Genomic DNA, 18,052 nt, shown 5'->3' with positions numbered 1-18,052 from the left:
ACTAGATGCTTGATGGCAGCTACGCGCGCTTTAGACGCAGGGCGTTTAACACCACAAATAAAGAGCTAAGCGACATGCCAATGGCTGCTAACCATGGCGGTACATAACCGAGCGCCGCTGGTATCAGCACACTGCCATTATAAATAAGTGCCCAGCGAAAGTTTTGTTTGATGATGCGTTCGGTTTTATCAGCGATACGCTTGGCTGCGGTAATGGCTTCGATTTGACCGTCCAAAATAATACTATCACTTGATACCTGTGCTAAGTCTGCCGCGCCTGCTATCGAGGTTGACACATCGGCAGCAGCAAGCACTGGCGCATCATTGATGCCATCTCCGACCATCAGCACCACCGCCCCTTGGGCCTGTAGGCTTTGGATATGATCGACCTTATCTGTCGGCGACAAACCATTGTAGGCGGCCTGCATGCCCAAACTCTCAGCCATACGCAGCGCTTGCGGGCTTGGGTCGCCTGTCAGCATGACAGACTCGATACCCAAATCCTTTAACGCATCGAGCATCGGCTTGGCACTATCACGCACTTTGTCATTAAAATAAAAGCAGGCCAACGCTTGCCATGACGCGCCCGCACTTTGCTGACAAGACAACACCACCGCCGAGCTTGCTCGCTCAGCCGCCAAGTCAATGTGTCGCCCATGATCTGTACTATTTAAGGCAAAATCCACATGGCCAATACGATAGCGCACATCATCAATCACCGCCTCGACGCCGCCTGCAGGATAGTACTGCAACAACTGAGTGGTAGGCAGATGCAACTGATATGCTGCGGTCAACAGCGCATGAGCAATCGGGTGACGGCTACCGACTTCTAAGGCGGCGGCTATCGCCAACACTTTGTCTTTTTGCTCAGCGCGCGTCTGCCCTGCTTGCGCGCTGTCTGGCAACAGAGTCATCAGCTCAATATTTAATAAGTTGGGCTTGCCGTACGTCAGGGTACCTGTTTTATCAAACGCCACATGAGTAATCTCTGCAAGCGTCTGTAGCGTATGTCCACGCGTGGTCAAAAACCCATAGCTTGCCAAACGGTTGGTCGAAACCGTCAAGGCAATAGGCGTGGCCAAAGATAATGCACAAGGACAAGTCGCCACTAACACCGCGACCGTTGCCCAAATCGCTTGGCTAGGATCGACGATATACCAGCCGACAAACACCAATACCGACAGTACTAAAATACGCGCCACAAACCAACGTGCCAGCTTATCAGCTTGCTGAGCCAGTTTGGGCTTTTCGCTCATGGCGCGGTTCATCAGTCTATCTATCAAACCGATTTGGCTGTCTTTTGGCAAGGCGGTAATCAACATCTCAAACGGCTGACTGTCGTTTTGTGCGCCGCCGACGATATAGTCGCCTTGCGTTTTGAGAATCAAATCGCTCTCACCGGTCAACAAGCTCTGCGAGACGGTGGCTGTCTGACTGAGCAATATCCCATCACTGATGATCTCAGAGCCTGCCTCTACCAAAATAATATCACCCACTTGCAAGCTATGCGCGGTGACCATCTGCTTGTCTTCTGTATCGTATGTAGCGTTTGCGCGCTGTGCTTGCCACGCCTGCGCGATACGCACTGTCATCTGCTGCAGACTGGTATCCATACTTTGGGTAAAGTCCGCGATGGCGTCTGATGCGCCGCCCGTGTCTTTTTGGGCCGCTGCTACGCTCGCGTCACCAAGTTGAGCAGCACTCGAGGGATTTTTCGCGACATCTTGTATCGAGGAGCTCTGCTCAAACTGTTGTAATATCTGTGCAGCGGCGTCCTTGTTTTCAGCAATTTTTTGTACCAATACCGGCTCAACCACTACCAAGTCATTGGCCATGGTTGCCGCTTTTAGGCGAGCATTATGCTCGATATAACGCCCGGCTAATAAAAAGAAAATAAACATACTGACCGAATCATAGTATGTCTCGCCTTGTCCAGTGATGGTGGCGTACAGACTGGCAAAGAAGGTGACAACCAGTGCGATACTGACGGGCACATCCATATTCACCTGACGGGCACGAATCGCAGACCATGCCGAGGTAAAAAACGGAATACCTGCATAAAAGAAAACCGGCGTACTGACAAACAACGACACCCAGCGCAAAAAATCACGCTGAAATATCAGCATATCGCTGTATTCCCCAAAATAAATCGCAACGGCATACATCATCGCTTGCATCGAGCCCAGCGCTGCAATACCCAAGCGCAGGAGCATTTGATTGTTATGACGTGCCAGCATCGCCTCGTGAGTGTCTTGACGGTATGGCTTGGCTTCGTAGCCGATCTCGTTGATGACTGCCAAAATACGACTGATCGGTAGGTGGCTTTCATTCCAGATCACACGCATGCGCTGGTTGGTCAAGTTGACTTGGCATTTGCTAATACCCTCCAGCTCATCTAAACGTGACTCAATCAGCCAAGTACAGGCGGCGCAGCGCAGGTTATTGACCGACAGCTCGGCCACCGACATACCGTCTTGTGCGTAGACAAATTGTGATTTGATCTCTTCATGATCATAGGCTTCAAGACGCGTCAGCTGCGTGGGTAGGCTGGCGGTGCGGTTGATTTCTGAGCGGTCCAAATAATACTGCTCAAGTCCAGCCTCTACAATGCTCTCAGATGCAAGCTGACACCCCATACAGCACATTTCACGCGATTGCCCCAATATCTCAGTATAAAATGGCGGCTCAGGCACAGGGTCTCCGCAGTGAAAACAGTGGCCTGCAAGAGGCAACACCAAACCTTCGGTGATAGAGCTATCTTCATAGCGTTGACTGGTAGATGCCGTTTGTGATGGAACACTAGACATAATCGCCCTTATTTGCTTTAGACAGGTTTGCTCGAACCTTATATGCTTTAAATTTGCGTTAAATAAACTGGCTAGGTCGTGTCTGCATTGTAAAAATGCTGATAAAAATGAGACCAATGATCTGTTCAACACTGCTATCAAACACTGTCATCGAACACTATCATCAAACAATATGGTCAAACAATGAAATAGCGCAGATAATACCAAGATAGTAATAAGCTATCTGACGCCGTATGGCAGTGTTTAACCACTTTTAGCCCATTTAAATGACTATCGATTACATGCCGATTGAGTTGAGGACACGCCCTAGCATTGACGATGCTAAACAGGATTAAAATAGCTGTTTTAACCCGTGCTTTGCTCGTATAAGTAGGCCGCGCGCCCACGGATTCATAAAAATTACATCATGATCGCCTAGACAAACTGCTATCGTGTGTCAGCAGCTGACATGGTCTCTAGATTGCCAATAAAATCCTGCTGATGACGCGGGTATGGCCTGTATTAGCTTAGAATTTATCAGCTTAGAGTCACTGTGCAGTTTGACTATCGATTATACTATAAGCAGCTCCTTCAAGCAGCGGTAACTACCGACCGCTAAATACCCATGAATACTGTCGTTGACGATGATAGATTGAAAAAATTATCAATTTGCGTCATTATGAGGCAGTTTTTTATCCCAAAACGGTGCGACATCAGTGCAAAAATCCAACTTTAAGCGATCCAATCTCACTTTGCCTCAGTCTTCTAGACCTGCTATCGGCACGCTGCCTTCACAGCAACGTGGTATCATCTTTAGTAGTCTGATTTTAATTATTATCATCGCAGGCATGGTGTTATTGGCGCTCTATTTGATCAAACTTGATCGCACCATTACCCATAAGTTTGAGGGTAAGCGCTGGGATATTCCGGCCAAAGTCTACTCGCAGCCGCTTGAGCTATACCAAGGGGCAAATGTCGATCGCGAGACGATGAAAACTTGGCTTGAGCTGCTCAATTATCAAAGCAACAAGTCCTATAATCGCACAGGAACTTATCACCGCTCGGGCAATACTTATTTTATTCACACGCGCGGCTTTACCTACAGTGCCAATGACAAAGACGCCGAGCAAGTCATTAAAATGACTATCTCAGGCAATAAGATTGCGTCTATCCAAAGCACTCTGCCGGCCAAAAGTGGCATCATTCGTTTGGAGCCGGTAAATATCGGCGGTATCTATCCAGACAGCAACGAAGATCGCTTGGTGGTGTCATTAGATGAGGTGCCGCAGCCATTGATCGATGCACTGATTGCCACCGAAGATCGGGCGTTTTATGAGCATAAAGGGGTCTCGATACGCGGTATCGCGCGCGCCGTGCTCAATAACTTCTCTGGCGGCTCGATGCAAGGTGGCTCGACCATCACCCAGCAGCTTATCAAAAACTTTTATCTCAACTCAGATCGCACGCTTAAACGTAAAGCTAATGAAGCATTGATGGCGGTTTTGTTGGAGCTGCACTACAGCAAAGATGAGATTTTGCAGACGTATCTTAATGAGATTTACTTGGGTCAAAACGGCAATCGTTCTATCAACGGCTTTGGGCTGGCGTCACAGTTTTATTTTAACAAACCCCTCAAAGAGCTGCGTATAGATCAGCAAGCCATGCTGGTCGGTATGGCAAAAGGCCCGAGTATCTATAATCCGCGCCGTCATCCAAACGACTCAAAAGCGCGCCGTGACGTCGTGCTAAGCAATATGCTGGCGATGGGTACTTTGAGCCAAGAAGACTACGAAAAAGCTTTGGCGCAGCCGCTGGGCGTGGTGGATAAGCCAGTTGAAGGCAAGAGCCAATTTCCCGACTTTTTAGATATCGTCAAACGTGAGCTAAATAATGTTTATTATTCTGACGACCTCAAAAACGAAGGTTTGACCATTATCAGTACCTTAGACCCTATTGCTCAGTTGGCCGCTGACAAAGCGGTCGATAAAAAACTGAGCGAGCTGCGCCGTAATAGTAGCAAAACCAAAGATCTGCAAGGCGCTCTGGTCAGTGCCAACCCCGAAACAGGCGAGCTGGTCTCTGTGGTAGGCAGTGGCAGTGAGTTTACAGGCTTTAACCGTGCGGTCGACGCCAAACGTCAGGTCGGCTCTTTATTAAAACCAGTCATTTATATGACCGCGCTCGAAAGTGGCCGCTATAACTTGGCAAGCCCAGTAGATGATTCGCCGATTACCGTCACCCTAGGCGATGGCACCAAGTGGAATCCCAAAAACTACTCAAACCGTGATCATGGCTATGTTCCCTTGACCACCGCTCTTGCCAAGTCTTATAACCAAAGCACGGTACGTTTGGGCATGGAGTTTGGTGTCGACACTTTTGCCAGACAGCTGCGTCGTCTGGGTGTACAAGAAAAAATCCCGCCTTACCCTTCAGCATTATTGGGTTCTGTCAATCTAAGCCCCATGGATATGCTCGGTGTTTATCAAGTCTTTGCCACCGGCGGCTTTCGTACGCCCATTCATAGTATTCGTACGGTGATCGACAATCGTGGCCGGATTTTGCAGCGTACGGGGCTAAACACGGAGCGCAGCATCCCGCCTGAGACCAATTTTTTGACCAATTACGCCTTACAACAAGTGGTGTCAAACGGTACGGCCAGACGCGCCCAGTCGCTGGGTAGTCACTTAAATCTGGCGGGCAAGACAGGTACGACCAACAACTATCGCGACGCCTGGTTTGCCGGCTATAGTGGCAACTACGTCAGCGTGGTATGGGTTGGCCGTGATGACAACAAACCTATCGGCTTGAGCGGTGGTACTGGCGCCCTACCCGTTTGGATTGACTACATGAAACGCCTGAAGCTGACGCCCGTGGCGCTACCGGAGCCTGAAGGCATCGAGTGGCTCTGGCTAGAAAACAACTCAGGCAAACTCTCTGATGAGCGCTGTGCCGATGCACGCTATTTGCCTGTCTTATCCGCGCACCTACCAAAAGAAGCCAGTGCCTGTGCCCTTGGATTATACCAGCAGGAGCGAGCGCGTGAGCAGCTGCAATGGCAAAGCCAGCAAGGCGTCATCAATCAACAACGTCGCCGCGAAGGTTTGGATATCCCAAATGGCGAAGCGGTCGATTCTAATAATGATGAGGATCAAGCTGACAGCAATGATGCACAAAATCGTGCAGATACATGGTATGACCGCGCTGTTGAATGGTTTTAACATTTTGGTAACTTATAAAGAGGCTCTCTATGCTGTCATTGTTCAAACACACTGTCTTAGGTAACCATCGTCTGATGCCAACCTCTGCCAAAACCACATTGAGTACCGTTAAGTCCACTCGCCGTTTGGTTTTTTCTGGCGCTGTGATAGGCATGCTGAGTTTGAGCGCTTGTCAAACGGCACCCAGCACGCCTGCTGGTGCGCACACTTCAGCTAAACAGGCGCCATCAGGGGCATCAGGCACCGCCAGCCCTGCGCGACATGACACGGCCTATCCGGTGACACAAGCCCCCATTGTCAAACAAGACAGCACAGGCAGCGCTGGTGCTTACCCAAATGACGGCACTTCTGAGTCAGCAAACCCACTGACAAAAGATACGCCGCAGACCCACCTACCCAGCCAAGATCCCATCGTCAGTCAGCCAGATGTGGTCATTCTCACGCCTTCTCGTGAAGACTATATGATCTCTGAGCCTGCAGCACCCTCACACAATGAGCTGCTAGAGCGCGCTAGAAAAAACTCACAACAACGCAGCCAGAGTACCACCAGCAATAACAGCGACCTGCCTGCATTTCGCAATTTGATGCAAGCGGGCATCAGTCAGCTCAAAGCTGGCAGCCTGACCAATGCCGAAAACAGTTTTACCCGCGCCCAGCGCTTGGCACCCAGATCCTCTGCCGTCTATTTTTATCTGGCACAAGTTGCACTAAAAAAGAACCAACCACGTAAAGCAGAAGCCATGGCGCGCCGCGGCCTTAGCGTTTCGCAAGACGCCAGTCGTAGACGTGCGCTATGGCAAGTCATCCTACAGTCAGGGCAAGCTCAGGGTAATGGGCGAGTGATTAACGAAGCAAAACGAGCACTGCGTTAATTTGGCGTCAGCATATGACCTCAGCAGCTAAAAGCACGCGCGTAAAATATCGCGAATGAGGTCAAGTCCACCTATCTCAATAGATATCAAGTAGCCATCGTAGTAATACATGAGCTGCTTTTTCACTACTGTTTCTTGTTAAAATACGTATTATTTCTCTCACTTTTTTCTTTTATTTAAGGGTATCGTTATGGCATGGCAACAACTACATTTACAATGCGAAAAGGCAAACGTTGATTTGGCCGAAGCGCTGCTATTAGAAGCAGGCGCGCTCTCAATCGCGCTCGATGACGCAGGCGATCAGCCTTTGTTTGAACCTCTGCCTGGTGAGTCGCCGCTTTGGGACGAGGTTATTTTGACTGGGCTCTTTGATGCGAGCACTGATGCCGGCAGTCGGCAGGCCGTCGAGCAGCTAAGCCACGAAATCGCCGCACAAGTACAAGCCAGCCGCATTTGGCTGACCGCTGTCGATGATAAGGACTGGGAACGCGAATGGATGAGCAACTACCAGCCGATAGAGTGCGCCAACGATCTTTGGATTGTGCCCAACTGGCTTACGCCGCCGAGCCCCGAGGCGACCAACATCATTATGGACCCAGGTTTGGCGTTTGGTACTGGCTATCATGCCACCACGCGTTTATGCCTCGACTGGCTCACAGAGCAAGACCTAACAGATAAGGTAGTGATTGACTATGGCTGCGGCTCAGGTATTTTGGGCATCGCCGCCTTGCTGCTAGGCGCACGAAAAGTCTACGCTGTCGATATCGATCCACAAGCAGTGCTGGCCACCAATCAAAATGCAGAGCGCAATCAAGTTGGTGATCGTCTGCAAGCATTTTTGCCAGAAGCATTTAATGAATACTGTGCTGAGCATGAGGTCGTGCCAGTCGAAGTACTGGTCGCCAATATTTTAGCAAAACCCCTGATCGGCTTAGCCCCGTACTTTGCCACATTGGTCAAACCCAGCAGCCGTATCGTACTGGCAGGCTTGATCGAATCGCAAACCGACGACGTCGTCGCCGCCTATCAGCCTTACTTTGCTATGGATCCTAAGCATGCTTTTACTGACCAAGAAGACCAGCACTGGCAACGATTATCTGGTACATTTACAGGCTAGCAACATTTAATTACATCTGTTACGATAGAGGGCAGTCAAATGTTATGTGTTTGACGCCACTCTGTCCTTGCCCATGATTCATACATGAGATATTTTGTTAATGCGCAGTATACATCCCATAGGCAGCTGTTGGTGAGTGGAAGAGCGGTATTGATCACCATACTTTTTTGGACTCGACCCTATGACCACGCCCATAAAAACTCAGTGCCCCCATTGTCACGCTTGCTCTAAAGTACAACAAACCCAATTAAACAAAGTAAACGCCACTGTCAACTGCGAGCAGTGTCATCAGAGCTTTTTGGTCAATCAACACCTCATCGTCACCGCCGACACTGCCCCCAGCCCTCACGCTGAGACCGATACCGCCACTTCTACATCAAACAAAGCCGCGGCTCACAATGAGCTTATTCACGACGATTTGATTCATGATGACCTGATTGATGACGACCTCATCCACGATGAGCTGATTCATGATGACATGGATATAGGGGAGTCAGAAACCGACTTATCAGAGTACGATTCGCTCGACAGTATGGATGCATGGCTGACACAGGCGAGTCATCTCAACCATACCTCAAACCAGCAGTCATCTGCAGCGCAGACAAGCCCGGACTCATCGGCACAAGCAGCGCTAAGCTCTGCCGCCGCCAATAATATTCATGCCAATGTCGATGAAAATGCGGACAATGCTTGGCTTGAGGCGTTGTTGAAAGAAGAAAGCCAAAACACACACAAAACACCAGACAACACCGACCTATCACAAATCTTACAAAAAATGGGCGTGCCGTTCAGTGACGAAGAAAAAAATCAAAACGCCCGTATAAAAGAGGCGCCAGCAAGGTTTGCACCAACGCCTGCACGGTGCTCAGTAGCATCTTTATTATGGACCCTTGGTTGCTTGGTATTGGCGCTGCTATTACTGGCGCAATATGTCATCTTTAATATAGACACCTTGGTCAAAAATCCTGTCCATGCCGAGCGCCTACACCGCATCTGCTCTGTTGCTGTTTGTAGCCTGCCTAGTGCTGACTTAACAGCATTGAGCATTAGTCATATTACTCACCAAAAAAGCCGTATCAACACCACAGGCGCGTTTAGCGATGTCAGCGCCGCCCTTTATAATCAAAGCACCAAAGCGCAGCTCTATCCGAACGTAAAGGTCAGCGTGTACGGCAAAGATACTATGATTGGTGAGTTTATCGCCGCGCCAGCAGATTACTTATTAGGCAAGCAAAAACAACTCGCCGCCAATAGTCAGCAGCAGTTATTGTTTACCATCCCTGTGGCCAATACTCAGATTCGCGACGTTCAGATAACGCCTTTGTATTAAGGCCTTTGTTTATCAAATGGTTGGGGCTTGTTGTACCTACGCCGACAGATACTACAAAAAATAACGCTTCATTGAACGATTTGATGGTCATGTATTTGATGACTAGGTACTCGATGGCTGGATATCGGATATAACCTCGAATCTATCAGCGCCAAAGGTCATTAATTTGATATAATACCCTGATATCTGATGGTTTGATTTTCTCTAACCCAAGGACTTTATCTTATGGCATCTCATGCACAGCATAATGCCCACCATTTTGCTACCAGCTCTGAGCATCCTGCCGACTACTCCAAACTCCATACCCACACTGCTCATGAGCCGCTGCGTGTACATGTCGAGCGTGTGGTGCGCCAGTACTTTGCCTTGTTAGGTGATGAGGTGCCAACCGACTTATATGAGCTGATTTTAAGACAAGTTGAAGAACCACTACTGTCGGTCGTCCTCGAACAAACGCGCGGCAATCAAACCAAATGCGCCCAAATCCTCGGGCTAAATCGCGGTACACTACGCAAAAAACTCAAAACTTATGACTTAATGTAGCACCAGCTATATGCGCCTATCTATTTTGATTGACAGTCATTATGCAGGGCAATTGAGCGGTGATGATCTCAGTTTTTTTGAGGTTATCTGCCACCATTGTCATTATCACCTTGCCAGACGTTGATGTCGGGCTTTTTTTATGGAAGTTTTTTTATGAGTACAACCCCACTCGCCTTATTATCAGTTTCTGATAAATCCAATATCGTTGAATTTGCTCAAGGTCTCATCAAGGCAGGCTTTGGTTTATTATCTACTGGCGGTACATATCGACTACTCACCGAAAACAACGTCGCTGTAACCGAGGTATCAGACTATACTGGCTTTCCTGAGATGATGGACGGACGGGTCAAGACACTACATCCTAAAATCCATGGCGGTATCTTAGGTCGCCGCGGGACTGATGACGGCGTCATGAGTGATCATCAAATCGAGCGTATTGATCTGGTGGTGGTAAACTTATATCCATTTGCGCAAACCATTGCGCGCGCCGATGTGACCATGGCTGATGCTATCGAAAACATCGATATCGGCGGCCCTACTATGGTACGGGCAGCAGCAAAAAACCATGCCCATGTCGGTATCGTCACGGACCCTGCTGACTATGAGCGCGTCCTCACCGCCCTAGGTGACGGCACTGAGCTGACTTCGGCGCTGCGTTATGACTTAGCGGTCAAAGCTTTTGAACATACGGCACAATATGACGGTATGATTGCCAACTTCTTGGGCAGCCGCCTCAGCGCCACGCAAGAGCCAGAGAACTTCCCACGTACCTTTAACGTGCAGCTCGAAAAAGCACAAGACTTGCGTTATGGTGAAAACCCGCATCAAAACGCCGCTTTTTATGTCGAAAACCACCCATTAAAGAGCCAACAAGCCTCTATCGCGACCGCCACACAGTTGCAAGGCAAAGCACTATCGTACAACAACATCGCCGACACAGATGCCGCGCTTGAGTGTGTCAAAGCCTTTAGCGCGCCTGCTTGTGTGATCGTCAAACACGCCAACCCTTGCGGCGTGGCTGTGGATCAAGACCAAGTTACTGCGTACCAAACGGCCTTTAGTACCGACCCTGAATCTTCTTTTGGTGGCATCATTGCCTTTAACCGTCCCTTGACGCTGGCCGCGGCTAAAGCCATCATTGATAATCAGTTCGTCGAAGTCATCATCGCACCAAGTATCGAAGAGGGCGTCCTCGACATCACAGCCAGCAAGAAAAACGTCCGCGTCTTGGTATGCGGCGAGCTGCCAGCACCAGACCAACGCGACGCTCAGCTTGACTATAAGCGCGTCAATGGCGGCCTACTCGTACAAGAACAAGACCTTGGCTTAATCACTGCCAATGATCTAAAAATTGTCACCGACGTACAGCCAACAGAGGCACAGATTGCAGACTTGCTATTTAGCTGGAACGTTGCAAAATATGTCAAATCAAACGCCATCGTCTATGCTAAAGCTCAGCGCACCATCGGTGTTGGCGCCGGTCAAATGAGCCGTGTCAACTCAGCCCGTATCGCCGCCATCAAAGCTGAACACGCAGGACTTGCTACCGAAGGCGCCGTTATGGCCTCAGATGCCTTCTTCCCATTCCGTGATGGCATCGATAATGCAGCAGATGTCGGCATCTCTGCTATCATTCAGCCGGGTGGCTCAATGCGCGATGACGAAACCATCGCAGCGGCCAATGAGCATGGCATCGCTATGGTGTTCACAGATATGCGTCACTTCCGCCACTAGTCTTATATAGTCTTTTGTAACTGAGCCGGCGCGCATGAGGCGCGTCGGCTTTGATTGCTAAGTTACAGGTAAAAAAAAGCCACTGTCCTTGATACAGTGGCTTTTTTACGTCTTTATGTTCAAGCGGCTATCGTTATTTAGAGCCATCTAAGATGACTCAATTATCGATATTTAACGATTTGTATTCAACGACCTTGAGCGCTGGCCATGTTGGCATCGTTAATCTCAACCTGATACACCATCCGCAGATGCTCTAAGTAATCTTGCAGTTGGTCTTGGCCTAGGTTATCACGAATAATAGCCGCCGTTTGTGCTCTTTGCACATCAGATAATGGTGATTGCGGCTCAGTTTTGATGCGGTCACCGACCAACAAGCTAGCACCCACTTCCGTCTCGCTTGCGATGGCTACCACAGCGTTATCATCAGCTTGCTGGCTAAAGGCCATACCACGCTCTTTTTCGGTCAACTGTGTCGTTTGACGATTGATCTGACCAAGCGCTTGCAGTGTTACAGGCTGCTTGCTGATATCTGCTGGAGTTTTGATGCCAGCAGCGATGGCTTTGGCCTCTTTTAGGGCCAATGCTGTGGCTTTTTGGCGACGTAGTATCTGCGTGATTTTTGGCGTCGCCGCTGACAAAGACAAGGTTTTAGTAGGACGATAATTGCTCGGTTGTACCCATACCTTACTGTTACCTACTTCGATACCTGCGGTTACTGCCTGATCTTGAATGGTAAATTCATCAAAGGCTTGTTTGAGCACAGCTGGCTGTGACAGAACCGACTGGTTGTTTTCTTTACGGTAGTCTTTGATGCGTTTTAGTGGGACGTTTTCTTGCTGAGCAATATCTTCAATACTAAAACCATCAGCCGCCAAATCATTAATGGCCGTGACTTTATCTGCATAAATCTCTTGACGCTTGTACTCTTTTGCTTTCGCCGTTAGCTCATCGCGCATGCTCTCCAGACTTGGTACCTTGCTACCATTGTCTTCGGTCACTGTAAATATCTGATAGCCAAAGCTGGTTTTGATAGGTGCGGTGACATCCCCAACACTTAGGCCCTCTAGCGCTTTTTCGACCGCAGCAGCATCACTACCAAACACCGAGGTATTCAGACGACCGATATCACCGCCGATCTCTCCTGACGGATCATCGGACTCAGCTTTGGCAAGTGCGGCAAACGACTCACCTTTGTCTAAACGTGCCTGAATTTTTTCAGCACGCGCCTTGGCGTTGTCACCTGTGAGGAGTATTTGGCTGATTCTACGCTCGTCTACCACTGCTTGGCTTTGCTTATACGCCTCATACTGCTGCTGCAGATCCGCTTTAGTGACCTCATCAATCTGAATGGCTTGCGGGTCTAGTTGAATATAAGCCAAATCCACCATTGCGGCACTTTTTAGTGTGTCTTTATTGGCATCATAATAAGCCTGTATATCGCTTTTGCTGACCTCGACTTGATCGGCATAGTCTTGCCAATTAAACCGATGGAGCCAGATATTGCGCGACTCCATTTGCAAATCAATCAATTGGCTGACCGCTTGCATCGGATAAATCGCAGTACCGACGATACTGGCATTGAGCTGATCGAGACTTAACTGATTGCGAAACTCAGCAAACAGCTGGTTTTTTGTCATACCGCGCTGGCGCAAAAAGTTTGCAAACTGCTCATTAGAAAAATTGCCGTCCGCATCCTTAAATACTTCTTCTTGACGCAGTAAACGGTTGATGGTGTCATCAGAGACCGTCATTCCAAGCTTGCCTGCCTGCTGCTCTAACAATGTACGATCTATAAGGCCTTTTAGCACCTGCTCGTGTAGCACGTCCTCATTTAATAGGCTGGCATCATCAACTTGCTCTAAAATTTCGGTACGACGGTTATTTACCGCAGCTTGATATTCAGACAGCCCCACACTTGCCTCACCCACCTGAGCGACTTGGTTCGGGTCGACACTACCGCCAAAGTAGCTTTCGACACCCAATAGCGCAAGCGGTGACAGGCATAAAATCAATAAAATGCGACCTGGCCAGCTTTTTAAAAAATCGCGCAATTTATCCATAGTTATCTCTGCTTTATTAACCTATGTTGATGAAAAACCATTGTAATATGATGCCTATCGACGCTGTGGTATTGATACTGTCTAAGCCGGCAATGGTATGAGTAAGGGCGTGTGCGTTTTGGTGCAAAACCAAGAGATATCTATCAATCTTGATTTAGACAATGCATCTACAGCGCGCCCTATGATACGTGATTTTTGAGACAGACTCAAAATATTCATGATGTCTGATACGAACTATCGTAATAAAAAAAGCACCTAAATATTAGGTGCTTTTTGCTATTTGGCTCATGACTTAAATAATAAGCAAATCCATGAGCGACCTTCTATCTATTTACGGCCTACAGACACTGCATTTATACGTATCTTGTATCCAATTTTAGTCTCTGTCTAATAGGTGGCCGTATTTTTATAGTGGTCTATACCTTATATAGTCTTAAAAAGTACAATGTTAAAAAAGGCTTAGTTTAAGCGCTCTTTTAAGTTTTTACCGGCTTTAAAGCTTGGTACTTTGCTTGCTGGGATGTTTAGCTCTTCACCAGTCTTAGGGTTACGGCCAGTACGTGCTTTGCGGTCTTTTACGCTAAAAGTACCAAACCCAACCAAAGAGATGCTGTCGCCAGCTTCTAAAGCTTCACCAACACTCTCCATAACAGCGTTTAGCGCATCGCCAGCTTGGGTTTTGTTCAGACCACTTTTTTCTGCGATGCTATCAATCAATTCTGACTTATTCATAAAATTTCCTTCAAGTTTAAGGGGGATAATACACGCTCACGCCAGGTATTGTAACGCTCTCATAGCACTTAAGCAATAAAAACTACCTGACTTGCGTATTAACAGGTTTCGCGTTGTTATCGTCTTTATATCAAGGCAACATAAGGAGCGCAAGCGATTTTACATATTTTTGTGCCGCTTACTACGTATTTGACACTCAATGTTACGCAAAACCCCTGCAATTTTTTTATCAACTCGCTACTTTACCTTTGACAGCTTGACTACCCGGTGTTTTGTCCAGTAAATTGCTCTCACATAGTATTTTAATTTATCCTTAACTTAAAAATACTAACGAGTCATTAATGAGCCACCAATGTACCTAAAACAACGGGCAGCCAAAGCCGAAAATAGCACAAAAAATATCGACTTATCAATACACTTGACATAAAGAGTGCCTAGAGTCAGAAACTTGCGTTACTTTTTATTATAAAGACGTTACTATAAGCAAAATATGACCGCATGTTTTGAGTGTATTTTGATTTTTAAGTTGTTTTTTATCGATCACATCCTCATTTTACGACACGTTACTAAAATAACCACGGATTATCTACATGAAGCGTTCTACGTTATCTCACTCTTTTCTCAATATCTTTTTGGTGTTCATCGAGTCAGCACTGACCTTGCTGTTACGCTTAGATCCTGAATTACGTAAAGCTGCTTACCCTTTAGCCAAGCAAGGTACTGTCGTCGCGCTGCGCTTGTACCTCCCCCATGTAGAAGTTTTTGCCACCTTTAGTACCAAAGGCGTGTTATTAGACGCGCAATTGCCGATAGGTCGTAGTGAGCCTGATGTCGTCATCAATGCCTACAGTATCCAAGTCATCAACGCCATCACCACTCACGACAGCGAAAGCACTGAAAAACTACAAATGCGCGGTGAGTCAGTGCAAGTGCAGTTAGTCAAGCAGTTTATCATGCAGTTGGGTCTGGGCAGCCTCATCCAAGGACTGGTGAAAAAGTTCAAAGGTGGTAAAGGCAAATCTAAACCCACTGAAGCGGAGATGGCAGAAAAAAAAGAAAACTACAAACTGCGTATCAAAGAGCAGCAAACGCAAATCAACACCTTAACCATCAAAAACCGTGAGCTTGAAACCACGGTCAAAGAGCTACAAAGCAAACAAAAAACACTGACGATTGTGACTGTCGTCGCCCTGCTTGTCATGATTGGCGCTATTATTGCATTATTAATAAATTAAACGAGTCCACTAAACGGAGAATAAAATCGATAGTTATCATTGAGAGTTCTGTGAGTCACTTTATGGTGGCGTCTTTAACAGGCTACTGACCAGTCATCAAATAGTAGGGTGCCATATCAAAAATACAGCCTAGATATCTATTGCTGTCACCCTACCTTCTCCTACCTTGCCTTTATCAAGTATCGTTACTCCTAAACCAAAAAAATGCAGCGATGCCCCCATACGATTGCTATCAACTTATCTGACGTGCTGCTTACTTTTGACGCTTTACGGCATTTATACCTATAACACTGGATTTGTTTTATAGTGCACCCACTATCTCTTTACTCCTCATCTGTTTTTAGTCTCGATGTTTATTCATCATTGCTTTTATGCATCATTGTTTTTATCAATCATAGCCATCAGCTTGATTAACCATTCAACCACACTTTAATCTTGACTAAATTACTCAGGATTAAGTATAATTGGCTTAATCGTTGCACACATCGGGTTAACCATCTGTTGTTTAACGACGATAAGACACCACTTAGCAGATGACTTTTATTTGAGCATGGCAGAGGTTTTGCCCTTTTTATCTTTCGCTTTGGTAGAGAGTTTCTTACTAAGATCGTTGTTAAATAAAAATGATATATAAGTTTGGAGATAACACATGCGTTTGACTACTCGAGGCAGATACGCCGTGACCGCGTTGCTAGATTTGGCGCTACAAACCAGCCAACAGGACAGTGCGGTATCTTTATCTGATATCGCCAAACGGCAATCAATATCTATCTCTTATCTCGAACAGTTATTTTCCAAACTACGCAAACGTGGGCTTGTCACCAGTATACGCGGTGCCGCTGGTGGTTATTACTTGGCCAAACCGCTACACGAGATAGATGTGATGAGCATCATATCTGCGGTCGATGAGTCGGTTAATGCGATGCAGTGTGAAGGACGCGGCGACTGCCAAGGTGGTACAATGTGCTTAACCCATGATCTATGGTGTGCATTGTCCAATCATATCGAGCAGTACTTGAAAAACATAACATTAGCGCAATTATTAGATATGGAAAATGTGCAGTCCGTCTCAGAGCGACAGCACACCTCCACCAAAGAAGTTTCTATAAAAGACATTAATACCATTACCCTATCGAACAGCGAGGCAAACCCAGCATGAGCCAACATAACAACCTTATATATTTAGATTATGCCGCCACCACGCCAGTTGCTAAGTCAGTAGCTGCTAAGATGAGCGAGTATCTGACTGTAGATGGCATCTTTGGTAACCCAGCCTCGCGCTCGCACGGCTACGGCTGGCAAGCAGAAGAAGCCGTAGAAACCGCGCGTCAGCAAGTGGCTGAAGTCATCAACGCTGATCCGCGTGAAATCGTCTTTACCTCTGGTGCGACTGAATCTGACAACCTTGCCATCAAAGGCGCGGCGCACTTTTATCAATCGCGCGGCAAGCACATCATTACCAGTAAAATTGAGCATAAAGCGGTTTTAGATACCTGCCGTGAGCTTGAGCAAGAAGGTTTTGAGATTACTTACTTAGAGCCACAAGCCGGTACGGGTCTTATTTTGCCAGAGCAAGTAAAAGACGCATTACGTGACGATACGATTTTGGTATCACTGATGATGGTAAACAATGAACTTGGTACCATTACCGATGTCGCAGCGATTGGTGAAATCACTCGTGACGCTGGCGTGATTTTCCACGTCGATGGCGCGCAGTCTGTCGGTAAAGTAAAAATCAATCTTGAAGAAATGAAAATTGATTTGATGAGTTTCTCAGGACACAAAGCCTATGGCCCTAAAGGGATTGGCGCATTGTTTGTCCGCCGTAAGCCGCGCATCCGCCTAAAAGCTGAGCAGCATGGCGGTGGTCATGAGCGTGGTATGCGCTCAGGTACATTGCCAACGCATCAAATCGTAGGTTTAGGGGCGGCATTTGCTCTAGCCAATGAGCGCTTTGAAGAAGATCATGCTCACGTTGCCAAACTCCGCCAAAAACTATGGGATGGCCTGCAAGACATCGAAGAGATCTACCTAAACGGTGATTTAGACAATAGCGTGCCAAACATTGTAAACATTAGCTTTAACTTTGTTGAAGGCGAGTCATTGATGATGTCGCTAAAAGACTTAGCTGTTTCATCAGGCTCGGCCTGTACGTCTGCGACGCTTGAGCCATCATATGTATTACGTGCTATTGGTCGTCCAGATGAGCTGGCTCACAGCTCGATTCGCTTCAGCTTTGGCCGTTATACCACCGAACAAGACATCGACCGCGTCATCAAACAAATGCACGAAGCGGTTGAGAAACTGCGCGCTCTATCACCACTTTGGGATATGTATCAAGAAGGTGTGGATTTAGATTCAGTAGAATGGGCTGAGCACTAACATTTACCAAACAAATCGCCTTTATGCGCTTTGTTTTAAATATT

Annotated in this window: 12 protein-coding genes; 9 read left to right on the top strand and 3 right to left on the bottom strand. The window is 47.4% G+C overall.

The window, feature by feature from the left end; all coding sequences use genetic code 11:
* Nucleotides 1–19: 19 nt before the first annotated feature.
* Nucleotides 20–2,806 carry a heavy metal translocating P-type ATPase gene (locus tag R0I52_RS06145; RefSeq protein WP_317053589.1) on the bottom strand — a complete coding sequence of 929 codons (2,787 nt, stop codon included), beginning with the start codon at nt 2,804–2,806 and terminating at the stop codon, nt 20–22.
* Between the two features lie 827 nt (nt 2,807–3,633).
* Between R0I52_RS06145 and mrcB the strand changes: the two genes are divergently transcribed.
* The 6 genes from mrcB (at nt 3,634) to purH (ending at nt 11,599) form a co-directional block, all read left to right on the top strand.
* The gene (gene mrcB, locus R0I52_RS06140; protein ID WP_410524043.1) at nt 3,634–6,003 is read left to right on the top strand and encodes a penicillin-binding protein 1B; all 2,370 of its coding nucleotides are present in this window, start codon (nt 3,634–3,636) and stop codon (nt 6,001–6,003) included.
* A 29-nt stretch (nt 6,004–6,032) separates the two neighbouring features.
* Entirely contained in the window at nt 6,033–6,875 is an 843-nt protein-coding gene (locus tag R0I52_RS06135; protein WP_317053587.1) for a tetratricopeptide repeat protein, read from the top strand.
* Between the two features lie 190 nt (nt 6,876–7,065).
* On the top strand, nt 7,066–7,992 hold the full coding sequence (gene prmA, locus R0I52_RS06130) for a 50S ribosomal protein L11 methyltransferase (protein WP_317053586.1): 927 nt from the start codon (nt 7,066–7,068) through the stop codon (nt 7,990–7,992).
* A 181-nt stretch (nt 7,993–8,173) separates the two neighbouring features.
* Entirely contained in the window at nt 8,174–9,322 is a 1,149-nt protein-coding gene (locus R0I52_RS06125; RefSeq protein ID WP_317053585.1) for a DUF3426 domain-containing protein, read from the top strand.
* Between the two features lie 225 nt (nt 9,323–9,547).
* Nucleotides 9,548–9,865, top strand: a complete 318-nt coding sequence (gene fis / locus R0I52_RS06120; RefSeq protein ID WP_317053584.1) for a DNA-binding transcriptional regulator Fis — start codon at nt 9,548–9,550, stop codon at nt 9,863–9,865.
* A 153-nt stretch (nt 9,866–10,018) separates the two neighbouring features.
* Nucleotides 10,019–11,599, top strand: a complete 1,581-nt coding sequence (purH, locus tag R0I52_RS06115; protein WP_317053583.1) for a bifunctional phosphoribosylaminoimidazolecarboxamide formyltransferase/IMP cyclohydrolase — start codon at nt 10,019–10,021, stop codon at nt 11,597–11,599.
* Nucleotides 11,600–11,784: 185 nt separating this feature from the next.
* Here the strand turns inward: purH and R0I52_RS06110 are convergent, their stop codons facing one another.
* Complete coding sequence (locus R0I52_RS06110; RefSeq protein WP_317053582.1) at nt 11,785–13,659, bottom strand: SurA N-terminal domain-containing protein; 1,875 nt, start codon at nt 13,657–13,659, stop codon at nt 11,785–11,787.
* A gap of 459 nt (nt 13,660–14,118) precedes the next feature.
* Entirely contained in the window at nt 14,119–14,391 is a 273-nt protein-coding gene (locus R0I52_RS06105) for an HU family DNA-binding protein (protein WP_075100718.1), read from the bottom strand.
* A 590-nt stretch (nt 14,392–14,981) separates the two neighbouring features.
* Here R0I52_RS06105 and R0I52_RS06100 point away from each other — a divergent pair.
* The 3 genes from R0I52_RS06100 to R0I52_RS06090 all read left to right on the top strand — a co-directional run bounded on the left by R0I52_RS06100 (nt 14,982) and on the right by R0I52_RS06090 (nt 18,008).
* Nucleotides 14,982–15,626 (top strand): hypothetical protein, encoded by a 645-nt coding sequence (locus R0I52_RS06100; RefSeq protein WP_075100717.1) that lies wholly within the window; start codon nt 14,982–14,984, stop codon nt 15,624–15,626.
* A gap of 649 nt (nt 15,627–16,275) precedes the next feature.
* A complete protein-coding gene (locus tag R0I52_RS06095; RefSeq protein WP_075100716.1) occupies nt 16,276–16,785 on the top strand; it encodes an Rrf2 family transcriptional regulator in 510 nt (169 codons plus the stop codon).
* Nucleotides 16,782–18,008, top strand: coding sequence for an IscS subfamily cysteine desulfurase (locus R0I52_RS06090; protein WP_317053581.1), 1,227 nt, complete (start codon nt 16,782–16,784; stop codon nt 18,006–18,008). Before R0I52_RS06095 ends, R0I52_RS06090 begins: the two co-directional genes overlap by 4 nt.
* The last annotated feature ends 44 nt before the right edge of the window (nt 18,009–18,052 follow it).

The organism is Psychrobacter sp. CAM01 (assembly GCF_032842965.1).
In the GTDB taxonomy this organism is placed as follows: Bacteria; Pseudomonadota; Gammaproteobacteria; order Pseudomonadales; family Moraxellaceae; genus Psychrobacter; species Psychrobacter celer.
This window is presented reverse-complemented; position numbering and strand designations above follow the sequence as displayed.

Coding starts and splice junctions, on each gene's coding strand:
- R0I52_RS06145 (WP_317053589.1), bottom strand. CDS start 2,806: ATGTCTAGTGTTCCATCACAAACGGCATCTACCAGTCAACGCTATGAA.
- mrcB (WP_410524043.1), top strand. CDS start 3,634: ATGGTGTTATTGGCGCTCTATTTGATCAAACTTGATCGCACCATTACC.
- R0I52_RS06135 (WP_317053587.1), top strand. CDS start 6,033: ATGCTGTCATTGTTCAAACACACTGTCTTAGGTAACCATCGTCTGATG.
- prmA (WP_317053586.1), top strand. CDS start 7,066: ATGGCATGGCAACAACTACATTTACAATGCGAAAAGGCAAACGTTGAT.
- R0I52_RS06125 (WP_317053585.1), top strand. CDS start 8,174: ATGACCACGCCCATAAAAACTCAGTGCCCCCATTGTCACGCTTGCTCT.
- fis (WP_317053584.1), top strand. CDS start 9,548: ATGGCATCTCATGCACAGCATAATGCCCACCATTTTGCTACCAGCTCT.
- purH (WP_317053583.1), top strand. CDS start 10,019: ATGAGTACAACCCCACTCGCCTTATTATCAGTTTCTGATAAATCCAAT.
- R0I52_RS06110 (WP_317053582.1), bottom strand. CDS start 13,659: ATGGATAAATTGCGCGATTTTTTAAAAAGCTGGCCAGGTCGCATTTTA.
- R0I52_RS06105 (WP_075100718.1), bottom strand. CDS start 14,391: ATGAATAAGTCAGAATTGATTGATAGCATCGCAGAAAAAAGTGGTCTG.
- R0I52_RS06100 (WP_075100717.1), top strand. CDS start 14,982: ATGAAGCGTTCTACGTTATCTCACTCTTTTCTCAATATCTTTTTGGTG.
- R0I52_RS06095 (WP_075100716.1), top strand. CDS start 16,276: ATGCGTTTGACTACTCGAGGCAGATACGCCGTGACCGCGTTGCTAGAT.
- R0I52_RS06090 (WP_317053581.1), top strand. CDS start 16,782: ATGAGCCAACATAACAACCTTATATATTTAGATTATGCCGCCACCACG.